Origin of the sequence: Pseudomonas sp. AFG_SD02_1510_Pfu_092 (assembly GCF_003331055.1) — a bacterium.
In the GTDB taxonomy this organism is placed as follows: Bacteria; Pseudomonadota; Gammaproteobacteria; order Pseudomonadales; family Pseudomonadaceae; genus Aquipseudomonas.
On record NZ_PUQD01000050.1, the window covers coordinates 14,659 to 41,011 of the forward strand.

Below are 26,353 nucleotides of genomic sequence, written 5' to 3' on the forward strand. Positions count from 1 at the left end.
AACGGATCTGGCCGACAGTCAGGTCAATGTCGCCGCGCGACCCCGTGGGTCGATTTTCGCGGCGGCATACATTAACAGCTTTGTGCGGTTAGCGGCTATTGACTCGCTGTTCAAGCAGCTCGCGGTTGGACAGCGACACCAGTTCGCCATCATCGGTCAGCAGTGTGGTCTTGACCGTACCGATTTCCTCGATCTGCCCTTCGACCTCTCCAATCCGCACCTGCTGGCCCACCTGGAACAGCTCGCGCACGTAGATGCCGGCGAGGATCTGCCCGGCGATTTCGCGGCTGCCCAGGCCCATGGCCAGCGCAACGGCCAGACCAACGGTAATCAGCCCGATCACGATCACATGGTTCAGCAGGTCGGTTTTCACTTCCAGCTGGCTGATCGCCACCGAGATGCTGATGATGATCACCAGGCCCTGGGTGATACGCCCCAGCCCGGCCGAGTATTCCAGGCCGATGCCTTCGGCAGCGCCGCGCACCAGGCCGTTGGCCACCTGCGCCAGCAGCACGCCGGCCAGCAGCACCAGGGCTGCGCCGAACACTTTTGGCAGGTACAAGGCGAGCATGTCGAGGGTGGCCGACACCCGTTCCAGGCCCAGCGATTCGGCGGCCGAAACCAGGAAGATGAGCAGTACGAACCAATAGACGATCTTGCCGACCAGGGTCGAGATCGGTACCTGGATGCCGACCCGGCCGAGCATCTTGGTCAGGCCGGTGCCGGCCATCAGGCGGTCCAGGCCGAACTTGGCCAGCAGTTTGGACAGCAGCGTGTCGAGCAGCTTGGCCACCACGAAACCGAGCAGCACCACCACCAGCGCGCCGAACAGGTTGGGGATGAAGTTCGCTACCTTGGTCCAAAGGGCAGTCATCGCGGTGACCAGGCTCTGGGTCCAGAGATCGAGTTCCATATTCAATCGGCCTTATCTGCTTTGCTGCCGCTGGCAGCGTTGCGGGAAGAGTGTCGACGCACCGGCGCGACATGCGCCGAGCCATTGTTCACGGCGATCAGCAGCGCCTGGCTCCAGCGGCCAAGCAGGCTGAACAGATCACCCGCACCAACCTGGCGGTTGGCGGTTTTCAGCACGCGGCCCAGGCAAGCGGCGTCGTCCCGGTCGTCCCGGTCGTTGCCGGAGGGAGACGCCTTGAGCAGGTCGCGCAGGGATTCTTCAAACGGATCGTGCATGTGCACCTCGCGCAGTGTCAGTCAGAGACGAGACGGCCGGGCGATGGGTCACACATCGCATTGGGACGAGTGTTTCAAAATGAATGGCGCTTGCCTGCACCGGCCCTATCGCCGGCAAGCCAGCTCCCACAGGGGTATCACAATCCCTGGAACCTGTGGTGTACCTGTGGGAGCTGGCTTGCCGGCGATAGGGCCGGTGCAGGTCAATGAGCATCTATACCCACCGCAACCGCCGAAACAGCCACCACTGCCCCACCGCCAGCCCCAGCACGACTATGCACGCAAACAGGAAGCCATACGGGTTGTCCGCCCCCGGAATGCCGCCGACATTGATGCCCAGCAACCCGGTGACGAAGCTCATGGGCAGGAAGATGCAGGTGATGATGCCGAAGCGGTACATGGTCCGGTTCATTCGCTCGCTGCGCCGGCGATCCTGGCTTTCCAGCACCAGCGCGGCCCGTTCGCGCGCCAGGTCCAGCTCTTCGAGGTAGCGGATCAGGCTGTTGTTCAGCTCGTTCCAGTAATCGGCGTCAGCATCGGCGAACCAGCTCCATTTGCTGCGTGACAGCTGGGCGTAAATCTCCCGCTGCGGGGCAAGGAAGCGGCGCAGCCCCGCCGCCCGCCGGCGGATCTGCTGCAGGCAGCCGTTCTCCGGTGTGTACCGTTCGTCGGATTCGACCTTTTCTTCTTCCAGGTCGACCAGCTCGGACAAGTCGCTGACCAGGCCCTGGACCTTCTCGGTCAGCAGTTCGCCCATCAGCAGCAACAGCTCGGAAGCGGATTTCGGTCCCCTGCCCTCTTCAAGCTGCTGGAGAATCTCGTCACTGGCACGCAGCGGCCGCAGGCGCAGCGAGATGACCCGCTGCGCCTCGGCGAAGATGCGTACCGAGACCATGTCCTCGGGCTCGGCGCCCGGGTTGAGGTTGACCCCGCGCAGAAACAGCAACAGCTGTTCGTCGGCCATGGGCAGCAGGCGCGGGCGGGTGTTCTCCTCCAGCAGCAGGTCGCAGGCGAACGCGCTGAGGCCGCTGTCGTGCAGCAGCCAGGTGCGGGTTTGCGGATGGCTGCGGTCCCAGTGCAGCCACAGGCTCTGCTCGGGCTGCAGTTGCAGGTCGTCCAGCTCGGTACGGGCAATCGCGCGCGCGCCGCCTTTGCCGTCGAGCACCAGGGCATGTACCAGCCCCCACTGCGCGTTGTCTTCCTCGAACATCAAAGCTCCATCAGCGCAGCTGGCGCATCACTCCGGCATTTTCAGCGGGCTTGGCGAAACCAGCACGCCATTGTTGTCGGCATACACGTACTCGCCCGGGCGGAAGGTCACCCCGGCGAACGTCACCGGCACATTGAGGTCGCCGATGCCGCGCTTGTCGGTCTTCATCGGGTGGCTGGCCAGGGCCTGCACGCCGACGTCCGTCTGGATCAGCACATCGACGTCACGCACGCAGCCGTAGATCACCAAGCCTTCCCAGCCGTTCTTCGCCGCCTTCTCGGCGAGCATGTCGCCGAGCAACGCGCGGCGCAGCGAACCACCGCCATCGACCACCAGGACCTTGCCCTTGCCATCGAGCTCGACCTGTTCCTTGACCAGCGAGTTGTCCTCGAAGCACTTGATGGTGACGATCTGGCCACCGAACGAATCGCGGCCACCGAAATTGCTGAACATCGGTTCCAGCACTTGCACCAGGTCGGGGTAGGCGTCACACAGGTCGGGCGTTACGTAATGCTGCATGGGAAGCTCCTGTCAGTCACAACGAAAGCGGGTATCGGGCAAGGCTACACCTTGGAGGCCATGGCAGTCATCCGGGACCGGGTGGTCAGTTGTGTTTTGCCTGTGCTGGCCTCTTCGCGGGCATGCCCGCTCCCACAGGAATTCCACATGGCCTGAGGGCAGTGGGATACCTGTGGGAGCGGGTTTACCCGCGAAGAGGCCAGCACAGGCAAAACCACATCAACCAGCAACCACAGGCTCTGCAACCACAGTGGATGCATGCACTGGCAGCAACGGATTGTGCAGCCAGCGCTCCACCAATGGCCACACCTGCACCTGCGCGGCCTTGCTCACCAGCATGTCGACATGCCCGAACGCCTCGAAGCCTTCCTCGCGACCCAGCCGCAGAAACTGCTTGCGCTCACCGCCCAGCTGTTCGAACAGCTTGCGGCACGCCCACACCGGGTCCTGTAAATCCCCTGCGCCGGCCACCGCCAGCAGCGGCACATCCACCTCGGCGAGCCCCGCCCACCAGTCGTTGTGCCGGTCGCCAAAACGCCCGAACAGGCCGTGCCAGCGCATACTTTCCAGGGCCAGGCCGATCGGCTCGTCCTCGGGCCCACGCTTGAAGCGCGGCCCGGATATCTGCCCCCAGCGCTTGAGCAGCAGCTTCGCTCCCCAGGCCAGTGGCGGCACCTTCAACGGCCAGTACACGCGGCTTATCTGGGTGCCGAACAGCGCCACGCTGGCCAGTTCCTCAGCCTTCAGAAAGCCGCCGCCCAGCGCTGCCGCCAGCGTCGTACCACCCAGCGAATGGCCCACCCAGTGCGGCGCCTGGCCCGACTGCTCGCGCACGAAGGCGTTGATCAGTGGCAGGTCATCGCGGGCATAGGCAGCCACGCTGTTGTGCTGCCAGTCATGGTTGCGCGGCGACAGGCCGTGGCCGCGCATTTCCGGGATCCACACATCGAAGCCGGCGCGGGCGAGGTAAGCTCCCAGGCCAACGCCCTTGGGCGAATACCAGAAACGGCGATTGGAAAAGCTGCCATGCAGAAGAATGACCGGCACGCCCTGGGCCTGGCCCTGGTCGGCCAGGCCCAGGCGGGTCACGGCCAGCTCGACGCTGGGGTCCGGGCCGTTGCCGGCCTTGATCCGGTACACGTCTTCGCTGAGGTCGCCGCGGCGCTCGGCACTGAGCAGGGCCACGGGAAATAGAGTGCTGCTGCTTTGCATAAGGTTGCTTGGTGCACAAAAAAGGGCGGGATCCATTGCTGGAACTCGCCCTGGAAAAAACCAGGCGGGGGTACGCCAGACGTACCCCCGCGTTTTACTGCATCAGACTGCGCCTTGGCCTTCGGCCAGGTAGAACCAGGTTTCCAGTACCGAGTCCGGGTTCAGCGACACGCTGTCGATGCCCTGCTCCATCAGCCACTTGGCCAGGTCCGGGTGGTCCGACGGACCCTGGCCGCAGATGCCGATGTACTTGCCGGCCTTGTTGCACGCGGCAATGGCGTTGGCCAGCAGCTTCTTCACCGCCGGGTTACGTTCATCGAACAGGTGGGCAATGATGCCCGAGTCGCGGTCCAGGCCCAGGGTCAGCTGGGTCAGGTCGTTGGAGCCGATCGAGAAGCCGTCGAAGTATTCCAGGAACTCTTCGGCGAGAATCGCGTTGGACGGCAGTTCGCACATCATGATCACGCGCAGGCCGTTGTCGCCACGGGCCAGGCCGTTCTCGGCGAGCAGGTCGATGACCTGGCTGGCCTCGCCCAGGGTGCGCACGAACGGCACCATGATCTCGACGTTGGTCAGGCCCATCTCGTTGCGCACGCGCTTCAGCGCACGGCACTCGAGTTCGAAGCAGTCACGGAACGATTCGCTGATGTAACGCGAAGCGCCACGGAAGCCCAGCATCGGGTTTTCTTCTTCCGGCTCGTACAGCTTGCCGCCGATCAGGTTGGCGTACTCGTTGGACTTAAAGTCCGACAGGCGCACGATGACCTTTTTCGGGTAGAAGGCCGCAGCCAGGGTGCTGATGCCCTCGACCAGCTTCTCGACATAGAAGCCGACCGGGTCGTTGTAGCCGGCGATGCGCTTGTCGACGCTGTCTTTCAGGTCGGCAGGCAGGCCGGCGTAGTTCAGCAGCGCCTTGGGGTGCACACCGATCATGCGGTTGATGATGAACTCCAGGCGCGCCAGGCCGACACCGGCGTTGGGCAGCTGGGCGAAGTCGAACGCGCGGTCCGGGTTGCCGACGTTCATCATGATCTTGAACGGCAGGTCGGGCATGGCATCGACCGAGTTCTGCTTGACGTCGAAGCCCAGCTCGCCTTCGAAGATGAAGCCGGTATCGCCCTCGGCGCAGGAAACCGTGACGCCCTGGCCGTCCTTGAGGATCTGGGTGGCGTTGCCGCAACCGACCACCGCCGGAATGCCCAGCTCACGGGCGATGATCGCCGCGTGGCAGGTACGCCCGCCACGGTTGGTGACGATGGCGCTGGCGCGCTTCATCACCGGTTCCCAGTCCGGGTCGGTCATGTCGGAGACCAGCACGTCGCCTGGCTGGACCTTGTCCATTTCCGAGACGTCCTGGATCACGCGGACCTTGCCGGCGCCGATGCGTTGGCCGATGGCGCGGCCTTCGACCAGCACGGTGCCCTTCTCTTTCAGCAGGTAGCGTTCCATCACATTGGCGCTGGAGCGGCTTTTCACCGTCTCGGGGCGCGCCTGGACGATGTACAGCTTGCCGTCGTCACCGTCCTTGGCCCATTCGATGTCCATCGGGCGCTGGTAGTGCTGCTCGATGATCATCGCCTGCTTGGCCAGCTCGCTGACCTCGGCATCGGTCAGACAGAAGCGCGCGCGCTCGGCGCGGTCCACTTCGACGGTCTTGACCGAACGGCCGGCCTTGGCTTCTTCGCCATAGACCATCTTGATCGCCTTGCTGCCCAGGTTGCGGCGCAGGATGGCCGGGCGGCCGGCCTGCAAGGTGTTCTTGTGCACGTAGAATTCGTCAGGATTGACCGCACCCTGCACCACGGTTTCGCCCAGGCCGTAGGCACCAGTGATGAATACCACATCGCGGAAGCCCGACTCGGTGTCGAGGGTGAACATCACCCCGGCAGTGCCGGTTTCCGAGCGGACCATGCGCTGCACGCCGGCCGACAGGGCCACCAGCTTGTGGTCGAAGCCCTGGTGCACGCGGTAGGCGATGGCACGGTCGTTAAACAGCGAGGCGAACACTTCCTTGGCCGCGCGGATCACGTTGTCGACGCCACGGATGTTGAGGAAGGTTTCCTGCTGGCCGGCGAACGAGGCGTCCGGCAGGTCTTCGGCGGTGGCCGAGGAACGCACGGCCACGGCCATGTTGTCGTTGCCGGCGGCCATTTCGGCGAAGGCCGCACGGATTTCGCTGTCCAGACGCGGCGGGAACTCGGCTTCCATGACCCACTGGCGAATCTGCGCGCCGGTCTTGGTCAGGGCATTGATGTCATCGACGTCGAGGGCGTCCAGGGCGGCATGGATACGGTCATTGAGACCACTCTGTTCGAGAAAATCGCGGTACGCCTGCGCCGTAGTGGCAAAGCCGCCCGGCACCGATACACCAGCACCTGCAAGGTTGCTGATCATCTCGCCCAGGGATGCGTTCTTGCCCCCCACATGCTCCACATCATGGACGCCGAGCTTATCGAGGGAAACTACGTACTCTACCAAGGTGATCTCTCCACTAACTGTGTTGGAAAAGCTCAAGGGCGCCCGCCTGCCTTCGTTGACTTGGCCGGACGCTTGTGGCCTGTACCTGGAAAATAAGTGAGAATGCCGACAGCCGCATTCGGCAAACCGAACTTATCATATCCAGAAAACGTCATCAGCTTAAGGCCCAGATCGCAAATGAAACGAACCGCGTTCTTCATCTCCGACGGCACCGGCATCACTGCCGAAACCCTGGGCCAGAGTCTGCTCGCTCAATTCGAGAGCATTCCGTTCAATAAATTCACCCGCCCCTACATCGATTCGCCGGAAAAGGCGCGGACCATGGTCCAGCAGATCAATGCGGCGGCCGAGCGTGACGGGGTACGCCCGATCATCTTCGACACCATCGTCAACCAGGACATTCGTGAAATCCTGGCGACCTCGAACGGCTTCATGATCGACATCTTTTCTTCGTTTTTGTCCCCGCTGGAACAGGAATTGACCGCCCATTCGTCGTATTCCGTGGGCAAATCGCACTCGATCGGCGGCAATTCCAACTACATGGAACGCATCGAGGCAGTGAATTTCGCCCTCGACAACGACGATGGCGCGCGGACCCACTACTACGACAAGGCCGACCTGATCCTGGTCGGCGTATCGCGCTGCGGCAAGACGCCCACCTGCCTGTACATGGCCATGCAGTTCGGTATCCGTGCCGCCAACTACCCGTTGACCGAAGACGACATGGAGCGCCTGCAACTGCCGGCGGTGTTGAAAAAACACCACAACAAGCTGTTTGGCCTGACCATCGACCCGGACCGGCTGACCGCCATCCGCCATGAGCGCAAGCCCAACAGCCGCTATTCGAGCTTTGCCCAGTGCGAGTTCGAAGTGCGCGAGGTAGAGAACCTGTTCCGTCGGGAGAACATTCCCAACATCAATTCCACGCATTTTTCGGTGGAGGAGATTTCGGCGAAGATCTTGGTGGAGAAAGGGGTGGAGCGTAGATTCAAGTAAGCCTGTACCGGCCTCTTCGCGGGCGCGCCCGCTCCCACAGGTATCGCACAAGACTCAAGGCCGGTGGGGACCTGTGGGAGCGGGCATGCCCGCGAAGAGGCCAATGCAGGATACAAAAAAGCCCCGGCATCACTGCCGGGGCTTTCTTTTACCGCCTCATCAAGCTCAGGACGGCATCACCACCGCCTGCCCGCTCATGGCCAGGTCAACCAGCTCGCGGTTGGCCACCGCGTACATCGCATAGTCGGTACCGGTGGCATTGCGCAGGTCGTCGAGCATGGCGCGCCAGCGCTCCACCATCACCCGGTGCTGCTCGGCCCACAGCGCCACACGGGCGTCCATGTCTTCCGGGGCATCGGCCATCTGCAGTACCGAGATGGTGATCGCCCGCTGCTGCAGGTCGATGTCGTCGCGGAACGCCTCGCGGGCCAGCGCCTGCCAATTGTTTTCCACCGGCAGGTTGCTGATTTCCTGCAAGTACCAGGTCAGGTCCAGCGCGCTGCCCACGGCGAAGAACGCCTTGGCCACCTGCGCCGGGTCATGCCCGGTAACGTCGGCCGCCTCGATGATCGGCAGCAGGGTATACAGGTGGCTGGTGCCAGCGACCATGCGCGCCAGCAGTTCCGGCACACCGGCCTCGACGAAGCCCTGGTAACGCACCATCCAGCGCTCGCGGGTCGGGCCCTCGAGCAACTCGTCGAGCTTGAGCCCCAGCTGCGCGATCTTCGGCCCGAAGTGCGCGGCGTCACGCCCGGCGTCCTGCTCGTTGCGACGGCTGCGCAGGAACCAGCGGGTAGCACGCCGGCCCAGGCGCATCAACTCGTCCATCAGGGTCAGCTGGACTTCCGCCGGCACCTGATAGTCCAGTGCCTCGATCTGGCGGAACCAGTGCGGCAGGTGGAAGATGTCGCGCACGATCACATAGGCCCCGGCCACGTTGGCCGGGCTCATGCCGGTCGACTCTTTCAGGCGCTGGACGAAGGTGATGCCCATGTTGTTGACCAGGTCGTTGGCGATCTGGGTGCTGACGATTTCGCGCTTCAGGCGGTGGCGGCGCATGGACTCGGCGAACTTGCTGACCAGCGACGGCGGGAAGGCGGTTTCCATGTCGCGGGTCAGGTAGTCGTCATCCGGCACCAGCGACTTGAGCAGCTGTTCCTTGAGGTCGATCTTGCTGTACGAGATCAGCACCGACAGCTCGGCGCGGGTCAGCCCCTGGCCGGCGGCCAGGCGTTCGGCCAACTGCTCTTCGGACGGCAGGAATTCGATGGCGCGGTCCAGCTTGCCACGCGCTTCCAGGTCGGCCATCAGGCGCTTGTACTCGGCAATCCGCTCGCGGGCGCGGCGGGCGGCCAGCGACAGCGCCTGGGTCTGCTTGTAGTTGTTGCCCAGCACCAGGCCGGCCACTTCGTCGGTCATGCTGCCCAGCAGCTGGTTGCGCTGCTTCTCGGTCATGTCGCCACCCTGCACCACTTCGTTGAGCAGGATCTTGATGTTGACCTCGTGGTCGGAGCAGTCCACGCCGCCGGCGTTGTCGATGAAGTCGGTGTTGGTGGCGCCGCCATTGAGGCCGAACTCGACCCGGCCGAGCTGGGTCATGCCCAGGTTGCCGCCCTCGCCCACCACCTTGCAGCGCAATTCGTTGCCATTGACCCGCAGCGCGTCGTTGGCCTTGTCGCCGACATCGGCGTGGCTCTCGCTGCTGGCCTTGACGTAGGTCCCGATACCGCCGTTCCACAGCAGGTCCACCGGTGCCTTGAGCAGTGCATTGAGCAGCTCGGTCGGGGTCAGCCGGTCAGCCTCGATGGCGAAGCGCTCTTTCATCTGCGGGCTGATGGTGATGCTCTTGGCGCTGCGCGGGAAGATGCCGCCGCCTTCGGACATGAGGCTGGTGTCGTAGTCGCTCCAGGCCGAACGCGGCAGCTCGAACAGGCGCTTGCGCTCGACGAAGCTGGACGCCGGGTCCGGGTTCGGGTCGATGAAGATGTGCAGGTGGTTGAACGCCGCCACCAGTTGCAGCTTGTCGGACATCAGCAGGCCGTTGCCGAACACGTCACCGGCCATGTCGCCGACGCCGATCACGGTGATCGGGTCTTCCTGCACGTTGATGCCGCGCTCGCGGAAGTGACGTTGCACGCCCACCCAGGCGCCGCGTGCGGTAATGCCCATCTTCTTGTGGTCGTAACCGGCCGAGCCGCCCGAGGCGAAGGCGTCGCCCAGCCAGAAGCCGTAGTCGATGGCGATGCCGTTGGCGATGTCGGAGAAGGTCGCGGTGCCCTTGTCGGCCGCCACCACCAGGTACGGGTCGTCCTCGTCGTGGCGCACCACGTTGGCCGGCGGTACCACGCCGCCGTCCTTGAGGTTATCGGTGATGTCGAGCAGGCCGGAAATGAAGATGCGGTAGCACGCCACGCCTTCGGCGGCGATCTCGTCACGGCTGCCGCCCAGCGGCAGGCGACGCGGCAGGAAGCCGCCCTTGGCACCCACCGGCACGATCACCGAGTTCTTCACCTGCTGGGCTTTCACCAGGCCCAGCACCTCGGTGCGGAAGTCTTCTTCGCGGTCCGACCAGCGCAGGCCGCCGCGGGCAACGTTGCCGAAGCGCAGGTGCACGCCCTCGACCCGTGGCGAGTAGACGAATATCTCGAACTTGGGCACCGGCTTAGGCAGCTCGGGGATCAGCTTGGGGTTGAACTTGAAGCTGAAGTACGACTTGTTCTGGCCGTTGGCGTCCGGCTGGTAGAAGTTGGTACGCAGGGTGGCCTTGATCAGGTCCAGGTAGCGCCGCAGGATGCGGTCTTCGTTGAGCACCTGGACGTCGTCCAGCGCGGTCAGGATGGCCTGTTCCAGGCGCAGCTGCTTGTCATCCAGGTCCTCCTGGGTGAGCTTGCGCGCCAGGTAGAAGCGGGTCTTGAACAGCCGGGTCAGCTCGCGGGCGATGTCGGTGTGGTTGTTCAGCGTGCTGGCGATGTAGCCCAGGTCGAAGCCCAGGCGAATCTGCTTCAGGTAACGGGCGTAGGCGCGCAGCAGCGCAACGTCGCGCCACGGCAGGCCGGCGGTCAGCACCAGGCGGTTGAAGGCGTCGTTTTCGGCATCGCCACGGACGATGTGAATGAACGCGTCCTGCAGCACGTCGTTGAGCTGCTGGATGTCCAGGCTCAGGCCTTCGCTGTAGGTGAAGGCAAAGTCGTGAATCCAGTATTCACGGCCACTGGCATGGCGCAGGCGGTAGGGGAACTCGCCGAGCACGCGCAGGCCGAGGTTTTCCAGGATCGGCAGCACATCGGACAGCGCCAGTGGGGTATCGGCGTGGTACAGCTTGCAGTGCAGGATGCGCTCGCCAACCTGGGTCAGCGGCTGGTAGAAGCTCATCGCCAGCGGCTTGCTTTCCGACAGGTTCACCACGTGCTGCAGGTCGACCACCGCCGAGTGCGCGGCGAAACGTTCGCGGTAACCGGCCGGGAAGCCTTTGGGGAAGTCGGCGAGGATGTTGGTGCCCTGGGCTTCGCCGAAGTTCTCGATCACCAGCGCCGAGTAGTCGTCATGCCACGAGCGGCAGGCCTGGATCACTTCGCGTTCCAGCTGCTGCGGGTCGATGTCGATGCGGTTCTTCGGGTCTACCCGCAGAATCAGTTGCACGCGCGCCAGCACCGACTCGGAGAAGAAGGTCCAGAACTCGCAGTCGCTGGCCTTCAGGCGCTCCATCAGCACCTGCTGGATCTTCTGCCGCACTTCGGTGGAGTAGATTTCCCGCGGCACGTAGGCCAGGCAGTAGCAGAAGCGCCCATACGGGTCCTTGCGCAGGAACACGCGGATCTTGTTGCGCTCCTGGATCTGCACGATCGACATCACCGTGCTGAACAGCTCGTCGATCGGCGTCTGGAACAGGTCGTCGCGCGGCAGCACTTCCAGCACCTGGGCCAGTTCCTTGCCCAGGTGAGCCTTCGGATCGAAGCCCGAGCGGCGTTCCACTTCGGCGACCTTGACGCGGATATAAGGGATGGCATGCACGCTTTCGCCGTACACCGTCGAGGTATACAGGCCCATGAAGCGGTGTTCCTTGATGACCTTGCCGTCGGCGTCCAGCTGGCGGATCGACACGTAGTCCGGGTAGGCCGGGCGGTGCACGCGGCTGGGCAGCGCGGCCTTGGCGAACGACAGCAGCAGCGGCTCGTTGAGGTAGGCCACGGCGTAGTCTTCGATGCGCAGCTCGTCGTCGGTCAGGCCCACCCGCAGGCGGCGCGGCAGGCCGAGGAACGACTGCTCGTCGTAGACCATCTGGCCGCCATCGGCGCCGCCCTTGACGGTGAATTCTTCATAGCCCAGGAAGGTGAAGTGGTTGTCCAGCAGCCATTCGAGGAAGGCCTTGACCTCGCCCTTTTCGTGTTGCGCCGGGGCAAAGGCGGTCTGTTCCACCGCGGCCACCACTTCACGCAGCTTGGCCTTCATCGGTTCGAAGTCGGCCACCACCACCCGCACCTCGGCCAGCACCTGCTCGATCTCGCGCGCCAGCACGGTCAGCTCGGCGGCGTTGGCGCAACGGTCGATTTCCAGGTACATCAGCGATTCGTGGCGTACGCCCTCGCCCTGGGTGCCCTTGGGCAGCAGCTCCAGCAGCTCGCCCTTGGCGCCACGACGGACGCTGAGCACGGTGGTCTGCAGGGTGTGGATGCTGTAGCCGCGGCGGTTGAGCTCGGTGCGTACCGAGTCGACCAGGAAAGGCAGGTCGTGGTGCAGCACTTCGACCACGCTGTGGGTCGATTGCCAGCCATTGCGCTCGTAATCGGGGTTGTACACCCGCACCTGCGGGTGCTCAGGGTCGAAACGCTCGATGATGCGCCAGGCTGACAGGGTGCAGCCGGCCAGGTCGGAAAGCCTGCGCTGGGTGAGTTCGTCCAGAGAGATGATGCCGAAGAACTGCTCGGCGAACAGCGCGACTTGTGGCAGGGACTGTTCGCTGATGTGCTGCGCCAGGGCCGCTTGCAGTTGATGCTGGAAGTCGGCTTTGCTGGCTGCGGTGAAGAACGCCATCTGTGGTACTCCGCTTGGGCTTTGTAATAGTTGAAGCGTCGCTGCGTGCGCCATGTACGGATCAACGATAGCCAACCCGTGGCAAGGCGGATGGTAAAAACAGACGTTGAACGTGCCGGGCACGTCCAGGGCTCGCCGAAGCTTAACGACTGATCGGTCATCAAGGCTTGCAGCGCTGCGACAATTTCGGTCAAGGGGCGGTAACTTTACGTTTATGCCTGTGGGCAAGACTGTCAGAATTGCCTTCCGTTTCCTTTGATCCGAGCCTTGTCCATGCAAATCAATACTGCCCTGCTGTTCGCCACCCCTTGCGATGACGAGGAAGACAACATGGCGACCCTGTGCTGCCACAGTGACAAGGGCCAGATGTTTCTGCTGACCCGCTACCCGGACGAAGACACCGTCGACCTGACCCTGGATGACGAACCGTCGACGCTGGATGGGCTGAAAGTGACCCTGAGCGCGCGACGCTTGCTGATCGAAGTCGCCGCCGGTGATCGCGATGCGCTGAGGGGCGACGAGGTGCTGGAGATCAACCTGACCAGCGAGTTGAGTGACCTGGATGAAGTGAAGCAGACCCTGGAGAACATCCTGGCCGGGACTGGCACATTCGTCTGCGAAATCTGAACACCTGCGCGGCCCCTGTGGGAGCGGGCGCGCCCACGAAGCAGGCAGCGCGGTGGTTGGCACCGGCTACGCCGGTGTTCGCGGCTGAAGCCGCTCCCACAAAGTGGACCGCCTGAGCCCGAAACCTGCGCGATCCACCCTGTGGAAGCGGGCGCGCCCGCGAAGCAGGCAGCGCGGTGGCTGGCGCCGGCTACGCCGGTGTTCGCGGCCACGGCCGCTCCCACAAAGTGGACCGCCTGAGCCCGAAACCTGCGCGGTCCACCTGTGGAAGCGGGCGCGCCCGCGAAGCAGGCAGCGCGGTGGTTCAGAGAAATCAGATCAATGCCGCCTGCATCTCATGCGCCTGCTCCCGCAACGCCTGGCAAAACGGCTCCACCGCCGCCGATGCCGGCCGGTGGTCGGGCCTGATCAGCATCACCTGGTACGGCACCGACACCCGCAACCGGCGGATCGGCAAGCCGCCCTGCGCCGCCTCCAGCCCGCTCAGCGGGTTGATAATCGCCACCCCCAGCCCTTGCCTGACCATGGCGCACACCGAGGCCGCACTGGTGGTCTCGATGACCGTGCGGCGGTTCACCCCTGCCGCGCGAAAGTGCTGGTCAAGCCGCTGGCGGTAGGTGTCCAGGCTGGCCAGGTTGATAAAGTCGACCTCGTGGAAGTCGCTCAGCTCCAGCTCGGCCTTGCCCTGCAACCGGTGCCCGTCAGGCAATACACACACCATGTTGGCGCTGAACAGCAGCTCGCCATAGGCACCGCGCGGCACCTGCTCGACCTCGGTCAGGCCCAGGTCATGCTGCTGGGCCACCAGGGACTCCTCCAGCAACGGCGACTCCTGCGCCAGGATGCTCACGCTCACGCCCCGGTGCTGCTGGTGAAAACGCTGGCAAGCCTTGGGCAGCAAGGTCTGGGAAAACAGTGGCAGACAGGTGATGGCCAGCCGCCCCTGCTCGAAATTGCGAATGGCCTGGGCAAAGCGCTCGATGCGCTCCAGGCCGACATAGGCGCGCTCCACCTCCTCGATCAACAACAACGCCTGGGCCGTCGCCACCAGGCGGCCGCCTTCACGCTCGAACAGGTTCAGCCCGGTCAGTTGCTCCAGCCGCGCCAGCTCGCGGCTGACGGTGGGCTGCGAAGTGAACAGCAGGCGCGCCGCCCCGGTGACGCTGCCAGCGGCCATGATGGCGCGGAACACTTCGATATGGCGAACAGAGAGTTTCACGGCACCACCCAGGCAAGTTGGCGATGGGTATATCAGATATGAATGGCCTGCAGAAAAATAGCTATTTTTCTGAATTCGACGCTTACCCCATGCTCAACGCCTTCCTTATTCGAGTGATGCCAGCATGACTGCACCTTTCTCCACCCTGGCCGAGGCGGTTCGCCAGCACGGGTCGCCGCTGTGGGCCTACGACGCCAGCACCATCGCCGAACGGGTCGAACAGTTGAAAGTGTTCGACACTGTGCGCTTCGCCCAGAAAGCCAACCCCAACCTGCATGTACTGCGCCTGATGCGCGCCCATGGCCTGGTGCTGGACGCGGTGTCGCTGGGCGAGATGGAGCGGGCCTTCGCCGCCGGCGCGAGCGTTGATGGCGACCCGGCCGGCGTGGTGCTGACCTGCGACGCGCTGGACCGGCCCACCCTGGAGCGCGTGGTGGCCTCGAAGATCGAGGTCAACGCCGGCTCCATCGACATGCTGCGCCAGCTGGGTGAGCGCTCGCCCGGTCACCGCGTGTGGGTGCGCATCAACCCCGGTTTCGGCCATGGCCACAGCCGCAAGACCAACACCGGCGGCGAAAACAGCAAGCACGGTATTTGGCACGAAGAGCTGGACGAGGCGCTGGCGTGCATCAAGGCCCATGGCCTGCACCTGGTCGGCGTGCACATGCACATCGGCTCCGGGGTGGATTACCAGCACCTGGAGCAGGTGGCCCGCTCGATGATCGAGCTGATCGGCCGCCTGGGCGTGGACATCGAGGCGTTCTCCATCGGCGGCGGCCTTTCTACCCCCTACCGCAGCAGCGACAAGCCGGTCGACCTGCAGCGCTACGCCCAGACCTGGGCCGTGGCGCGTACGGAAATCGAAGCGATGCTCGGCCACCCGGTGCGCATGGAGATCGAGCCGGGGCGTTTCCTGGTGGCGGAATCGGGCTACCTGGTGGCCGAGGTGCGCGCCGTGAAGCAGGTGGGCCGCAACACCTTCGTCATCATCGACGCCGGCTTCAACGACCTGATGCGCCCGGCCATGTATGGCGCCTACCACCGCATGACCCTGCTCGACGCCAACGGCCAGCCGGTGGACCGCCCACGGCAGCCGACCGTGGTCGCCGGGCCGCTGTGCGAATCGGGTGACGTGTTCACCCAGGATGACCAGGAACTGACCCCGCACGACCTGCCCCAGGCGCAGGTGGGTGACCTGCTGGTGATCCATGACGCCGGTGCCTATGGCGCGTCGATGTCGTCGAACTACAACAGCCGGCCGTTGCTACCGGAGTTGCTGATCGAGGATGGGACGCTGCGGATGATCCGCCGCAGGCAGACCGTGCAGGACCTGCTGAGCCTGGAGGCGGGCTGCTAGCCACGCCGTTGCGCCCAGCACCGCCAGGGCCGCGCGAATGCCGGCCCTGCCACTGGTAGACTGCAGCCGATGAAGTTCGCGAGGCAGACCAACGGCATGAACCCGACGCGTTATACCACCGTGGCAAAGGACTTGATGGCCGCCATCGCCAGCGGCCGTTACCCGGTGGGCAGCCTGCTGCCGACCGAGCACCAGCTGTGTGACCTTTACCAGGTAAGCCGGCACACGGTGCGCGCGGCGATCAACCAGTTGCTCGACCAGGGGCTGGTGTCGCGGCGCAAGCGCGTCGGCACCCGGGTCGAGGCCAGCAGCCCGCGTGGCGGTTACTCGCAGTCGCTGGCCGGGGTGGCGGAGCTTGCGCAGCTGGGCGAAGACCAGCAGCGGCAGATCCGCCACGTGCGCCACTTCGTCGCCGACCTGAACGAGGCGGCGCGGCTGGGGCTGGTACCGGGGGAGCATTACTTCTGCGTGTCGAGCCTGCGCATCGACCGCCGCCAGGGCGCAACGCCGCTGTGCTGGTGCGATGTGTACGCGCAACAGGACTACGCCGAAGTCATCGAGTTGGCGCGCGCGCAGCCGGATCAACCGATTGCCGGGTTGCTCGAACAGCGTTATGGCCGGGCCATCGCGGTGGTCGACCAGCAGGTGCGAGCGGTGTTGCTGACAGCGCAAATGGCCGATGTGCTGAACGCCGAGGCAGGTTCCCCGGCGCTGAGGATCATGCGCCACTATCGCGAAGAGAATGGCGATCTGATGGTGGTTTCGGAAACGATACACCCGGACGACCGCTTCACCCTGGTCACCCAGATGCGCCGGGATCGATCGCCGTCCTGATCAGGCACGCCAGCTTGCATCTTCAATGCCTGCCCGCTCCCACAGGGGTAGCGCATGGCTTGCCGGCGCAGCGGCGCCTTCCGCTCAAGTGCCGCTCAAGTGGCGGCCTGCGGTTGCATGGAAGATCGGGCAGGGCTATAAAAGCTCGATTTAACTTGAGGTCAACAGGCATGGCAGCGGACAGCGCACGGATGCTGACAGTGGGGGAAGTCGCCAGGCGCAGCGGCGTGGCGGTGTCCGCCCTGCACTTCTACGAGACCAAAGGGTTGATCGCCAGCGTCCGTACCGCCGGCAACCAGCGCCGCTACCCCGCGCTGGTGCTGCGCACCCTGGCAATCATCAAGGTGGCGCAGCGCACCGGTATCGCGCTGGAGGAAATCAAACGGGCGTTCAGCCGTTATCCGCCCAACAGCAAGCTGACCGCAGCGCAATGGGGCGAGATGTCCACGGCCTGGCGCGAAGACCTGAATGCGCGCATTCGTACACTCGAAGCACTGCGCGACAGCCTGGACAACTGCATTGGTTGCGGTTGCCTGTCGCTGGAAGATTGCCCACTGCGCAACCCCGAGGATGTGCTGGCAAAGGAAGGCAGCGGGGCGCGGATTCTGGAGAACAAAACCCGTTAAGGCACATGGCGGCTGCCGCGCACGCCCAGGCTCAGTCGCTTTTGCCCAGCACGTAACGGTCGAACTGCTCGATATGCTCGTCCAGGTTGTCCTCGAGCATCATCCGGTACTGCTCGCAGAAGTACTTCAGCAACTCCTCCCGGGCGGCCGCCAGTTCCGCGCCGGTCTTGAAGCTGCGGGCACTCATCCAGGCGTTGAAACGCGAGGCGCCGAAGGTCAGCGAGGCACTGACCTTGCCCAGGTCTTCGATTTTCTCGATCTGCTGGTTCGCCAGTTCGATGTGCGCATCGGCGCGGTCATAAAAGGCCTGATCGGTAGCTTGGGTCATATGCGGTTACCTGGTTGCTGCATTCGGATTGAACACAGCTGCGTTTTTACAGGTAAAGCGCACGCCTTGAAACCGGCGCGCTGCCCGTGGCAGCGCTTTCATCGGCAAAAATTCCTCTGCTGCTGGTGAACCTGTGGGAGCGGGTTCACCCGCGAACACCGGCCCGGCCGGTGCCATGCAACCCCGCTCCCCCAGGCCACTCAGGCCAGCGGATTGGCATGCAGCACTCGCCCCTGCGCCCCGGGCCGATTGACGAACAACACATCCAGCACGCTGCTACGCAACCCCTTCACAGCGTTCCAGTTCGCCGACGCGTGCACGTACTTGTCGCGCAACAGGCGCTGCTCAGCCTCGGTCAGCCCGGGTTGCTCACACTCGCCCAAGGCAAACCGATGCAGCTCGCCACTGATTGCCTGCAACTCAGCCGGCAGCCGATGCTCAGCCTGGTCACCCAGCGCCATGAACGGCACCCCGCCCCGCACCGCCAACTCGCGCATGATGCTCAGGTACACCCGGGAAAGCTGCCCCGCCACTTCCCGCTCGCGATACACCGCCGCATACACCTGCTTCTGCGCCTCATCTCTGTGCCCCCCGGCAACCGGCACCTCCCAGGCCAGCACGCGCGGCCTGGGCATACCCGATTCGGCAAATTCCGCAGCCAGCAAGGCGCTGACCGTGGCATGCACGCGCGTGCGTTCCACGGGCATACCTTGCGGCACCCGCTGTGACTGCGGCTTGCACAGCAGCACCTGCTCCTGCAGGGTGTCCGGGTAGCCCCCGCCAATGTTCGAGTGCACCCCTGGCAGCACGATGTCATGGCCGCTGCACACCAGCGGGAAGTTGTGCCGCCGCTCGTCCTGTGCCACCAGTTGCACCACATGCCGGGCAATACCCGCCGCCAGGCCCAGGCGCAAGCCACCATGGCGGGCGTCGGCGGGGTCGAAGTCACCTTGCAGCGGCGCGACGATCGCCGCCACGGTGTCGAACAGGCCGATGAAGTTGATGGCCGTGGCGCAGGGCGCTGGCAACAACCGGTCACCGCCATCGTGCAGCAGGTTGGCCAGATGCCGCGCGGCCGCCGCGCCACGGCTGAAGCCAAAGATGTCGAACTCGACGCGCGCGAGCCGGGCCTGCGGCTGTGCCTGGCACCAGCCCTGCAATTGCTCGGCGATGCCCGCCAGCGCCTCGGCCACCCGCGCCTCGGCCCCGGTGCGCCCGCGCCCGGTGGCCGAGGCATAGGCCCGGTCCGCCTCGCCGGCCAGCGTACCCACGCCTTCGACATAACGTTTGAGAAACCCCATGCCGCCCTCGGCAAGGCCATCCTGCGCCGGGTAGAGCGCGTACAGCAGGGCCACATTGCTCAAGGCGCAGGCATAACTGCCCCCCTTCCCGCCGTGTGCATCCAGCGCAGGCGCGTTGTGCTGGTTGTTGCCGGTGCCATCGAAGAACACGCCAAAACGCAGGGTGACCGGCATCGAGCATTCAGTGTTGCAGCTGTTCAGTTCCATCATCGTGGGTCCTGCTTGCCTGTAAAGCACAAGCAGGCGCCAGCACGGCGCAGCGCAACATCAGCCAACAGCCAGTCATGGCCAGGACATTTCTGTACCTGCATGGCCGCCGGCATGGATAAATTTCCCTGCCGCCATTGGTCGCCACCCCCCCGGATGGATTAAAGTATCAGCCCTTGCCAGGGCAGCTGCTTCCAGCCGCCTGCGGCCCCATACCAGGAACCGTCACCGATGGAACACCGTGAAGCGCTGATCGCGCTGCGCACCTTTCTTTCTTCCCAGATCCTAGGCCAGGAAAAACTGGTCGAACGGCTGTTGATCGTGCTCCTGGCCGACGGCCACATGCTGGTCGAAGGTGCCCCGGGCCTGGCCAAGACCAAAGCCATCAAAGAGCTCGCCGAGGGTATCGAGGCGCAGTTCCATCGCATCCAGTTCACCCCCGACCTGCTGCCGGCCGACATCACCGGCACCGAAATCTACCGCCCGGAAACCGGCAGTTTCGTCTTTCAGCAGGGGCCGATCTTCCACAACCTGGTACTGGCCGACGAAATCAACCGCGCCCCGGCCAAGGTGCAGTCGGCGCTGCTCGAGGCCATGGCCGAGCGCCAGGTCAGCGTAGGCCGCAGCACCTACGACCTGTCGCCGCTGTTTCTGGTCATGGCGACGCAGAACCCGATCGAGCAGGAAGGCACCTACCCGTTGCCCGAAGCCCAGCTCGACCGCTTCCTGATGCACGTGAAAATCGGTTTCCCCGACGCGGCGGTAGAGCGGCGCATCCTCTTGCAGGCCCGGGGTGAAGCCCTCGGCGGCGAGACCAAGCCCGAGCGCCGGGTCAGCCAGCAGGCCATCTTCGCCGCCCGCAAGGAAATCCTCGGCCTGTACATGGCCGACGCGGTGGAGGAATACCTGGTGCAACTGGTGATGGCCACCCGCACCCCGGCCAAGTTCGACAGCGAACTGGCCGACTGGATCGCCTACGGCGCCAGCCCGCGCGGCTCCATTTCGCTGGACCGCTGCGCGCGCGCTCACGCCTGGCTGGCCGGGCGCGATTTCGTCAGCCCCGAAGACATCCAGGCGGTGCTGTTCGATGTGCTGCGCCACCGCATCATCCTCTCGTTCGAGGCCGAGGCGGCGGGGATCGACCAGGACCGCGTGGTCCAGCGCATCCTCGACGTCGTCGCCGTTGCCTGAGCCCATGCCCACTGCGTCGCTGGCCGAACCCGGCATCCGCATCGGCCTTGCCGAACTGATCGACATGCGCCACCGCGTGCGCGAGATCCAGCTGTTTTCCCGGCCCGGCCAGCGCAGCCCGCTGGTCGGCCTGCACCATTCCAAGCTGCGCGGGCGCGGTGTGGACTTCGACCAGGTGCGCGTCTACCAGGCCGGCGACGATGTGCGCAACATCGACTGGCGGGTCACCGCACGCACCCAGGAGCCGCACACCAAACTGTTCCACGAAGAGCGCGAACGGCCGATCTTCATCCTCGTCGAGCAGAGCCAGCGGCTGTTCTTCGGCTCGGGGCTGACGTTCAAATCGGTGCTGGCCGCCCAGGCTGCGGCGCTGTTCGGCTGGGCCGCGCTGGGCCACAACGACCGCATCGGCGGCTTGGTGTTCGGCGACCACGAACACCACGAAATCAAACCCCGGCGCAGCAAGCAGAGCCTGCTGCAACTGCTCAACCGCCTGGCCAAGGTCAACCAGGCGCTGCACACCGAGGCCAGCCCCGGGGCCGACAGCCTTGGCCTGGCGCTGCGCCGCGCCCGCGAAGTGCTGCGCCCCGGCAGCCTGGCCATCGTGATCTGCGACGAACGTTCGCTGAGCGCCCAGGTGGAGCAGCACCTGGCGATGCTCTCGCGCCATTGCGACCTGCTGCTGATGCCAGTCTCCGACCCGCTCGACCACGCCCTGCCCGCCGCCGGGCTGTTGCGTTTCGCCCAGCGCAGCGCGCAGCTGGAACTCGACACCCTCGACGCCAGCCTGCGCCAGGCCTATCGCCAGCAGGCCGAAGCGCGCATCGAGCGCTGGGAACTGATGGCGCAAAAGCTGCGCGTGCTGCTGATGCCGTTGAGCACGCAAAGCGAAATGATCGAGCAACTGCGCGAATACCTGAACGCCCAACGGCCGCGGAGTGCCTCATGAAGAGCACCGGCCGATGAACCCGCTCGACCAACTGCAGCCGCTGATCGCCCCCGCGCCGATCGGCCTGTGGCCACCGGCACCTGGCTGGTGGCTGCTGCTGGCCGTGCTGCCAGTGCTGGCCTGGGGCCTGTGGCGGCTGCGCCACTGGCGCCCGGGCAAACGCCGTGTGATGCGTGCCGAACAACCCTTGGACCCGGTGCGCGCCGAGGCCCTGGCCGAACTGGCCCGGCTGCCGCGCCCCTATGACGGCGCACCGGCCGGCGCCTGGCTGCAACAGATCAACGCCCTGCTCAAGCGCCTGTGCCGCAGCCACTACCCGGGGGCCAACAGCCATACCCTCAACGGCCGCCAGTGGCTGGCGTTTCTCGACAACCGCTGCCCGGCCGCCGGCCTGACCCGCTGGATGGTGCTGGTCGAAGGCGCCTACAAACCCGAGTGCAAGCTCGACGACAAGGCCATCGCCGGGCTCAGCCAGGCCGTCGAAACCTGGATCCGCAAACATGTTTGAACTGGCCTGGCCGTGGGTCTTCGTGCTGCTGCCGCTGCCGTGGCTGGCACGGCTGCTGCTGCCTGCCGCCGACAGCGGCGAGCCGGTACTCAAGGTGGGCTTTCTCGACGAACTGGAAGGCCTGGCCGGGCGCCGCGCGCGGCTCAACCTGCCGACCTGGCGCCAGCAGGCGCCGTTCGTGGTCATCTGGCTGTTGCTGCTGTGCGCCGCCGCCCGCCCGCAGTGGCTGGGCGACCCGGTGCCGGTGGCCGCCAGCGGCCGCGACCTGCTGGTGGCGGTGGATGTGTCCGGGTCGATGGACTTCCCCGACATGCAGTGGCAGCACGAAGAGATCAGCCGCCTCGACCTGGTCAAGGCGCTGCTTGGCGACTTTCTGCAAGACCGCGAGGGCGACCGCGTCGGCCTGATCCTGTTCGGCAGCCAGGCCTACCTGCAGGCCCCGCTCACCTTCGACCGGCGTACCGTGCGCACCTTCCTCGACGAAGCGCAGATCGGCATCGCCGGCAAGAACACCGCCATCGGCGATGCCATCGGCCTGGCGGTCAAGCGCCTGCGCCAACGCCCGGCACAAAGCCGGGTGCTGGTACTGATCACCGACGGCGCCAACAACGGCGGGCAGATCCACCCGCTGACCGCCGCCCGCCTGGCCGCTCAGGAAGGCGTGCGCATCTACAGCATCGGCATCGGCGCCAACCCCGAGGCCAGTGGCACCCCCGGCCTGCTCGGCCTCAACCCGAGCCTGGACCTGGACGAAGCGGCGCTGCGGGAAATTGCCGAGATTACCCACGGCGCCTACTTCCGCGCCCATGACGGTGCCGAACTGAACGCCATCGGCGACACCCTCGACCAGTTGGAGCCGGTGGCCCAGCAACCGACCCAGGCACGTACCGCGCAAGCCCTGTACGCCTGGCCACTGGCCCTGGCGCTGCTGCTCAGCGTGCTGCTGGTAGTGGCCGTGCAATGGCCCGACAACCTGTTGCAGCGCCTGCTGCGCAAGCCGCGCTTTTTGCAGCCGCACCCGGAGTGGCGCCAGCGCCTGAAGCGCCTGCGCCTGAGGAGACGGCGATGATCGAACTGTGGCCGCAATGGCTGCGCCCGCTGTGGCTGCTGGCGGTGCCCGTGCTCGGCTGGCTGTTGTACAAGCTGTGGCACCGGCGCAAACGCGCCGGGCGCTGGCAGATGATCCTGCCGCCGGCGTTCCATGGCGTACTGCTGGGCGGCGGCAGCGGCAGCACCAGCAAACTGCCGTGGATTGCGCTGGGCCTGGCCTGGCTGCTGGTCGTCCTGGCCCTGCTCGGGCCAAGCTGGCAGCGCGTGGAAGAAAGCCGCCAACGCCCGGCCGACCCGCTGGTGATCCTGCTCGAACTGACCCCGCAGATGCTCGCCGAAGACAGCCCGCCCAACCGCCTGGAGCAGGCCCGGCGGAAAATCCTCGACCTGCTGGAGCACCGCCGCGACAGCCAGACCGCGCTGGTGATCTACGCCGGTTCCGCGCACACCCTGGTGCCGCTGTCCGATGACCTGGCCACCAGCCGCAACCTGCTGGAGGCGATCGACCCGGCGATCATGCCCAAGCCCGGCCAACGTGCCGATCTGGCCGTGCAGAAAGGCCTGGCGCTGCTGGCCCAGAGTGGCCTGGGCCAGGGCCGCCTGCTGCTGATCGGCTCGTCACTCAGCGCCCCGGAGCGGCAAGGCATCGCCCAGGCCCTCGGCCGCCAGGGGCCAAGCCTGCTGATGCTGGGCATCGGCAGCCGCGAAGGCGCACCAGTGCGCCAGGCCAACGGTGAGTACCTCAAGGACGACCAGGGCGGCATCCTGGTGCCGCGCCTGGACAGCGCCAGCCTCAAGGGCTTCATCAGCGGCACCGGCGGGCGCTACCGCCATGCCCGCATCGACGACCTCGACCTGCGTGGCCTGGGCCTGTTCGACAACCCACGCGCCGGGCGCAATGACGGCCAGACGTTGCAACTGGACAGCTGGGCCGACCAAGGTTACTGGCTACTGTTGCCACTGTTGTTGCTGGCCGCCTGTGCCGGCCGCCGCGGCTGGCTGTTCTGCCTGCCGCTACTGCTGGCGCTGCCCCAGCCCAGCCAGGCCTTCGAGCTCGACGACCTGTGGCTGCGTCCCGACCAGCAAGGCCAGCGCCTGCTGCTGCAGAACCGCCCGGCCAGCGCCGCGCGCCAGTTCCAGGACCCGCAATGGCGCGGCATGGCGCTGTACCAGGCAGGCGATTACACCGCTGCCGCCGAAGCCTTTGCCCAGGGCGATAGCGCCGCCGCCCACTACAATCGAGGCAATGCGCTGGCCCGCAGCGGTGAACTGGAAGCCGCCCTGGACGCCTACGAGCAAGCCCTGGAGCGCCAGCCCGACCTGCAAGTGGCGCTGGACAACCAGGCGCTGGTGCAGCAACTGCTGCAACAGCGCGAGGCCAAGGCCGAGGAGCAGCCGGCCGGCAGCGATGCCCAGGGCACACCTGGCAGCGAAACCGAAGGCAACAGCAGTTCGGCCAGCAGCCCGGCCCAGGGCACGCCCGGCAATGACGAACAAGCCAGCGCCGAACAAGCCGGCGAAGGCAACAGCAACAACCCGGTAGCCCCCGGCAACCAGGCGGGTGCCGATGACAGCGTCATCCAGCCGCCGCAGCGCCCGGTATCGACCAGCCTCGATGCCGAGCAGCGCCAGGCCCTGGAACAATGGCTGCGCGAGATCCCCGACAACCCGGCGGAGCTGCTGCGCCGCAAATTCTGGTATGAACAGCAATTGCATCAGGAAAACCCACGATGAGTCGCTTCGGCGTCTTTGTTCTCAGTCTGCTATGGGCCGTGCTGGCCCTGGCAGACCCGTTGCTGCAAGCCAGCGTCGACCGTACCCGCCTGCAAGCCGGCGAAAGCCTGGAGCTGACCCTGGAAAGCCAGGACGTCACCCAGTTCGGCAAACCCGACCTGCGCGCGCTGGAGGGCGACTTCGAAGTGCGCGGCACGCGCCAGCTGAACAGCCTGCACACCCTGGACGGCGAGACCCGCGCCAGCACCCGCTGGATCATCACCCTGCTGCCGCGGCGCAGCGGCAGCCTGCGCATTCCCGAGCTGCAACTGGGCCAGTCGCACAGCCAGGCCATCGAGTTGCAAGTGCTGCAGGCCGATGCCAGCCGCCAGGACAGCGCCTCGCAGGTGTTCATCGAAGCGACCCTCGACAGCACCGACGTATACGTCCAGGCCCAGGCCGTGCTGACCCTGCGCATCTACCACTCGGTGGCGCTGTACGACGACAGCAGCCTCAGCCCGCTGCAACTGGAAAACGCCAAGGTCGAGCCGCTGGGCGAATCGCGCACCTATGAAAAGGAAATCAACGGCGTGCGCCACGGCGTGATCGAAACCCGCTACGCCGTGTATGCCCAGCAAAGCGGCAGCCTCGAGATTCCGCCACTGACCTTCAGCGCCACCGCCGCCGCCAGCCCGGACCCGGCCGCGCAGGCCAACGGCACGGCCCGGGTCGGCCGCCAGGTGCAGGTCAGCTCGCTGCCATTGCGCCTGAGTGTGCGCCCGGTTCCTTCGGCCTGGCCCGCAGGCCTGCCCTGGCTACCGGCGCGCAACCTGACCCTGGAAGAGCACTGGAACCCCGACCCCGGCAACCAGCAGGTGCAGATCGGCGACTCGCTGACCCGCAACATCACCTTGCGCGCCGAAGGCCTGGCCAGCACCCAGTTGCCGCCCCTGCCGGCCACCGAAATCACCGGCCTGCGCCGCTACCCCGACCAGCCGCTGCTGCGCAACGAAATCAGCGAACGCGGCATGACCGCCAACCGCGAGGAACGCGAAGCCCTGGTACCGACCCACAGCGGCGCGCTGGCCTTGCCGGTGCTGGAAGTGACCTGGTGGAACACCCGCGAAGACCACCTGGAACACAGCAGCCTGCCGGCGCGCACGCTGAACGTGCAGGACAACCCGGCGTTGAGTGCCGACACCCCGGTGGGCGACAACAGCAGTGCCGGCAACCTGCTGTGGCCTTGGCAGCTGGCTACCCTGCTGTTCGCCCTTACCAGTGTGCTGGGCTTTGCCCTGTGGTGGCGTGCCCGCTCCCAGCCGGCGGTGCTGCGCGCCGCCCAGACCGGGCCGAGCCCGCGGACCCTGCTGGACGATATCAAGCGCGCCTGCCAGGCCAACGACCCACAGGCGACCCGCCAGGCGCTGGACGCCTGGGCCCGTCAGCAGCCGGAGACCCTGGCCGAAATGGCCGCGCGCTTCGTGCCGTTGTCGGACGCGCTGGATGGCTTGAACGGGGCGTTGTACAGCGAGAGCGGCCAGTACTGGCAGGGTGAGGATTTGTGGCGGGCGATCGGTACGATTCCACCGGCTGAGCAGGTGTTGCTGCCGGCGGGTGAGAACGGCAGCTTGCCGCCGCTTTATCCCAAGTGACGGGCTGCCTGCGCCGGCCTCTTCGCGGGTGAACCCGCTCCCACATGGGACAGCGCAGGCCCCGGCTCACGCTGCACCTATGGGAGCGGCCGTGGCCGCGAACACCGGCGCAGCCGGTGCCATCCACCACGCCGCCTGCTTCGCGGGCTTGCCCGCT

At 65.6% G+C, this 26,353-nt stretch carries 21 protein-coding genes; 11 read left to right on the top strand and 10 right to left on the bottom strand.

The annotated features are described in order from the left end of the window. Window positions 1-88 precede the first annotated feature (88 nt). From C6A77_RS19070 to ppsA, 6 genes are all read right to left on the bottom strand, one after another. Window positions 89-913, bottom strand: a complete 825-nt coding sequence (locus C6A77_RS19070; RefSeq protein ID WP_114170866.1) for a mechanosensitive ion channel domain-containing protein — start codon at window positions 911-913, stop codon at window positions 89-91. A 2-nt stretch (window positions 914-915) separates the two neighbouring features. After that, window positions 916-1,188, bottom strand: coding sequence for a hypothetical protein (locus C6A77_RS19075; protein ID WP_051098885.1), 273 nt, complete (start codon window positions 1,186-1,188; stop codon window positions 916-918). Window positions 1,189-1,402: 214 nt separating this feature from the next. After that, window positions 1,403-2,398, bottom strand: a complete 996-nt coding sequence (locus C6A77_RS19085; RefSeq protein WP_114170868.1) for a zinc transporter ZntB — start codon at window positions 2,396-2,398, stop codon at window positions 1,403-1,405. Between the two features lie 27 nt (window positions 2,399-2,425). Then, window positions 2,426-2,917 carry a ribonuclease E activity regulator RraA gene (rraA, locus tag C6A77_RS19090; protein ID WP_015269495.1) on the bottom strand — a complete coding sequence of 164 codons (492 nt, stop codon included), beginning with the start codon at window positions 2,915-2,917 and terminating at the stop codon, window positions 2,426-2,428. Window positions 2,918-3,136: 219 nt separating this feature from the next. Continuing rightward, entirely contained in the window at window positions 3,137-4,129 is a 993-nt protein-coding gene (locus C6A77_RS19100; RefSeq protein ID WP_241507445.1) for an alpha/beta fold hydrolase, read from the bottom strand. Between the two features lie 102 nt (window positions 4,130-4,231). After that, on the bottom strand, window positions 4,232-6,607 hold the full coding sequence (gene ppsA, locus C6A77_RS19105) for a phosphoenolpyruvate synthase (RefSeq protein ID WP_114170870.1): 2,376 nt from the start codon (window positions 6,605-6,607) through the stop codon (window positions 4,232-4,234). Between the two features lie 177 nt (window positions 6,608-6,784). Between ppsA and C6A77_RS19115 the strand changes: the two genes are divergently transcribed. Further along, window positions 6,785-7,603, top strand: a complete 819-nt coding sequence (locus C6A77_RS19115) for a pyruvate, water dikinase regulatory protein (protein ID WP_024086557.1) — start codon at window positions 6,785-6,787, stop codon at window positions 7,601-7,603. 165 nt (window positions 7,604-7,768) lie between these two features. On the opposite strand, the gene C6A77_RS19120 is transcribed toward C6A77_RS19115, so the two are convergent. Beyond that, window positions 7,769-12,634: an NAD-glutamate dehydrogenase gene (locus tag C6A77_RS19120; protein ID WP_114170871.1), complete on the bottom strand. Its 4,866-nt coding sequence runs from the start codon at window positions 12,632-12,634 to the stop codon at window positions 7,769-7,771. 273 nt (window positions 12,635-12,907) lie between these two features. Here C6A77_RS19120 and C6A77_RS19125 point away from each other — a divergent pair, with 273 nt between their 5' ends. Continuing rightward, on the top strand, window positions 12,908-13,261 hold the full coding sequence (locus tag C6A77_RS19125; RefSeq protein WP_114170872.1) for a hypothetical protein: 354 nt from the start codon (window positions 12,908-12,910) through the stop codon (window positions 13,259-13,261). Window positions 13,262-13,574: 313 nt separating this feature from the next. Here C6A77_RS19125 and C6A77_RS19135 read toward each other — a convergent pair whose 3' ends face one another. Continuing rightward, entirely contained in the window at window positions 13,575-14,480 is a 906-nt protein-coding gene (locus tag C6A77_RS19135; RefSeq protein ID WP_114170873.1) for a LysR family transcriptional regulator, read from the bottom strand. A 124-nt stretch (window positions 14,481-14,604) separates the two neighbouring features. Here C6A77_RS19135 and lysA point away from each other — a divergent pair, with 124 nt between their 5' ends. The 3 genes from lysA (at window position 14,605) to soxR (ending at window position 17,297) form a co-directional block, all read left to right on the top strand. Further along, window positions 14,605-15,837 carry a diaminopimelate decarboxylase gene (gene lysA / locus C6A77_RS19140; RefSeq protein ID WP_114170874.1) on the top strand — a complete coding sequence of 411 codons (1,233 nt, stop codon included), beginning with the start codon at window positions 14,605-14,607 and terminating at the stop codon, window positions 15,835-15,837. A 96-nt stretch (window positions 15,838-15,933) separates the two neighbouring features. Further along, window positions 15,934-16,671 (top strand): GntR family transcriptional regulator, encoded by a 738-nt coding sequence (locus C6A77_RS19145; RefSeq protein ID WP_114170883.1) that lies wholly within the window; start codon window positions 15,934-15,936, stop codon window positions 16,669-16,671. A 170-nt stretch (window positions 16,672-16,841) separates the two neighbouring features. Continuing rightward, window positions 16,842-17,297 (top strand): redox-sensitive transcriptional activator SoxR, encoded by a 456-nt coding sequence (soxR, locus tag C6A77_RS19150; RefSeq protein ID WP_114170875.1) that lies wholly within the window; start codon window positions 16,842-16,844, stop codon window positions 17,295-17,297. Window positions 17,298-17,328: 31 nt separating this feature from the next. On the opposite strand, the gene C6A77_RS19155 is transcribed toward soxR, so the two are convergent. Both C6A77_RS19155 and C6A77_RS19160 read right to left on the bottom strand, forming a co-directional pair. Further along, window positions 17,329-17,625, bottom strand: coding sequence for a DUF3144 domain-containing protein (locus tag C6A77_RS19155; protein WP_114170876.1), 297 nt, complete (start codon window positions 17,623-17,625; stop codon window positions 17,329-17,331). A gap of 200 nt (window positions 17,626-17,825) precedes the next feature. Beyond that, complete coding sequence (locus C6A77_RS19160; protein WP_114170877.1) at window positions 17,826-19,136, bottom strand: DUF2235 domain-containing protein; 1,311 nt, start codon at window positions 19,134-19,136, stop codon at window positions 17,826-17,828. 228 nt (window positions 19,137-19,364) lie between these two features. On the opposite strand from C6A77_RS19160, the gene C6A77_RS19165 reads away from it, so the two are divergent. Genes C6A77_RS19165 through C6A77_RS19190 form a run of 6 tightly spaced genes read left to right on the top strand, consistent with a single transcriptional unit; the run spans window position 19,365 to window position 26,196 of the window. Then, window positions 19,365-20,324, top strand: coding sequence for a MoxR family ATPase (locus C6A77_RS19165; RefSeq protein ID WP_112252082.1), 960 nt, complete (start codon window positions 19,365-19,367; stop codon window positions 20,322-20,324). A gap of 4 nt (window positions 20,325-20,328) precedes the next feature. Continuing rightward, window positions 20,329-21,273: a DUF58 domain-containing protein gene (locus tag C6A77_RS19170; protein WP_114170878.1), complete on the top strand. Its 945-nt coding sequence runs from the start codon at window positions 20,329-20,331 to the stop codon at window positions 21,271-21,273. 13 nt (window positions 21,274-21,286) lie between these two features. Then, the gene (locus tag C6A77_RS19175) at window positions 21,287-21,781 is read left to right on the top strand and encodes a DUF4381 domain-containing protein (protein WP_114170879.1); all 495 of its coding nucleotides are present in this window, start codon (window positions 21,287-21,289) and stop codon (window positions 21,779-21,781) included. Beyond that, entirely contained in the window at window positions 21,774-22,850 is a 1,077-nt protein-coding gene (locus C6A77_RS19180; protein ID WP_114170880.1) for a VWA domain-containing protein, read from the top strand. Before C6A77_RS19175 ends, C6A77_RS19180 begins: the two co-directional genes overlap by 8 nt. After that, window positions 22,847-24,565: a tetratricopeptide repeat protein gene (locus C6A77_RS19185; protein ID WP_114170881.1), complete on the top strand. Its 1,719-nt coding sequence runs from the start codon at window positions 22,847-22,849 to the stop codon at window positions 24,563-24,565. Before C6A77_RS19180 ends, C6A77_RS19185 begins: the two co-directional genes overlap by 4 nt. After that, the gene (locus tag C6A77_RS19190) at window positions 24,562-26,196 is read left to right on the top strand and encodes a BatD family protein (RefSeq protein ID WP_114170882.1); all 1,635 of its coding nucleotides are present in this window, start codon (window positions 24,562-24,564) and stop codon (window positions 26,194-26,196) included. The genes C6A77_RS19185 and C6A77_RS19190 overlap by 4 nt, the downstream gene beginning before the upstream one ends. Window positions 26,197-26,353 lie beyond the last annotated feature (157 nt).

Coding starts and splice junctions, on each gene's coding strand:
- C6A77_RS19070 (WP_114170866.1), bottom strand. CDS start 913: ATGGAACTCGATCTCTGGACCCAGAGCCTGGTCACCGCGATGACTGCC.
- C6A77_RS19075 (WP_051098885.1), bottom strand. CDS start 1,188: ATGCACGATCCGTTTGAAGAATCCCTGCGCGACCTGCTCAAGGCGTCT.
- C6A77_RS19085 (WP_114170868.1), bottom strand. CDS start 2,398: ATGTTCGAGGAAGACAACGCGCAGTGGGGGCTGGTACATGCCCTGGTG.
- rraA (WP_015269495.1), bottom strand. CDS start 2,917: ATGCAGCATTACGTAACGCCCGACCTGTGTGACGCCTACCCCGACCTG.
- C6A77_RS19100 (WP_241507445.1), bottom strand. CDS start 4,129: ATGCAAAGCAGCAGCACTCTATTTCCCGTGGCCCTGCTCAGTGCCGAG.
- C6A77_RS19115 (WP_024086557.1), top strand. CDS start 6,785: ATGAAACGAACCGCGTTCTTCATCTCCGACGGCACCGGCATCACTGCC.
- C6A77_RS19120 (WP_114170871.1), bottom strand. CDS start 12,634: ATGGCGTTCTTCACCGCAGCCAGCAAAGCCGACTTCCAGCATCAACTG.
- C6A77_RS19125 (WP_114170872.1), top strand. CDS start 12,908: ATGCAAATCAATACTGCCCTGCTGTTCGCCACCCCTTGCGATGACGAG.
- lysA (WP_114170874.1), top strand. CDS start 14,605: ATGACTGCACCTTTCTCCACCCTGGCCGAGGCGGTTCGCCAGCACGGG.
- C6A77_RS19145 (WP_114170883.1), top strand. CDS start 15,934: ATGAACCCGACGCGTTATACCACCGTGGCAAAGGACTTGATGGCCGCC.
- soxR (WP_114170875.1), top strand. CDS start 16,842: ATGGCAGCGGACAGCGCACGGATGCTGACAGTGGGGGAAGTCGCCAGG.
- C6A77_RS19155 (WP_114170876.1), bottom strand. CDS start 17,625: ATGACCCAAGCTACCGATCAGGCCTTTTATGACCGCGCCGATGCGCAC.
- C6A77_RS19160 (WP_114170877.1), bottom strand. CDS start 19,136: ATGATGGAACTGAACAGCTGCAACACTGAATGCTCGATGCCGGTCACC.
- C6A77_RS19165 (WP_112252082.1), top strand. CDS start 19,365: ATGGAACACCGTGAAGCGCTGATCGCGCTGCGCACCTTTCTTTCTTCC.
- C6A77_RS19170 (WP_114170878.1), top strand. CDS start 20,329: ATGCCCACTGCGTCGCTGGCCGAACCCGGCATCCGCATCGGCCTTGCC.
- C6A77_RS19175 (WP_114170879.1), top strand. CDS start 21,287: ATGAACCCGCTCGACCAACTGCAGCCGCTGATCGCCCCCGCGCCGATC.
- C6A77_RS19180 (WP_114170880.1), top strand. CDS start 21,774: ATGTTTGAACTGGCCTGGCCGTGGGTCTTCGTGCTGCTGCCGCTGCCG.
- C6A77_RS19185 (WP_114170881.1), top strand. CDS start 22,847: ATGATCGAACTGTGGCCGCAATGGCTGCGCCCGCTGTGGCTGCTGGCG.
- C6A77_RS19190 (WP_114170882.1), top strand. CDS start 24,562: ATGAGTCGCTTCGGCGTCTTTGTTCTCAGTCTGCTATGGGCCGTGCTG.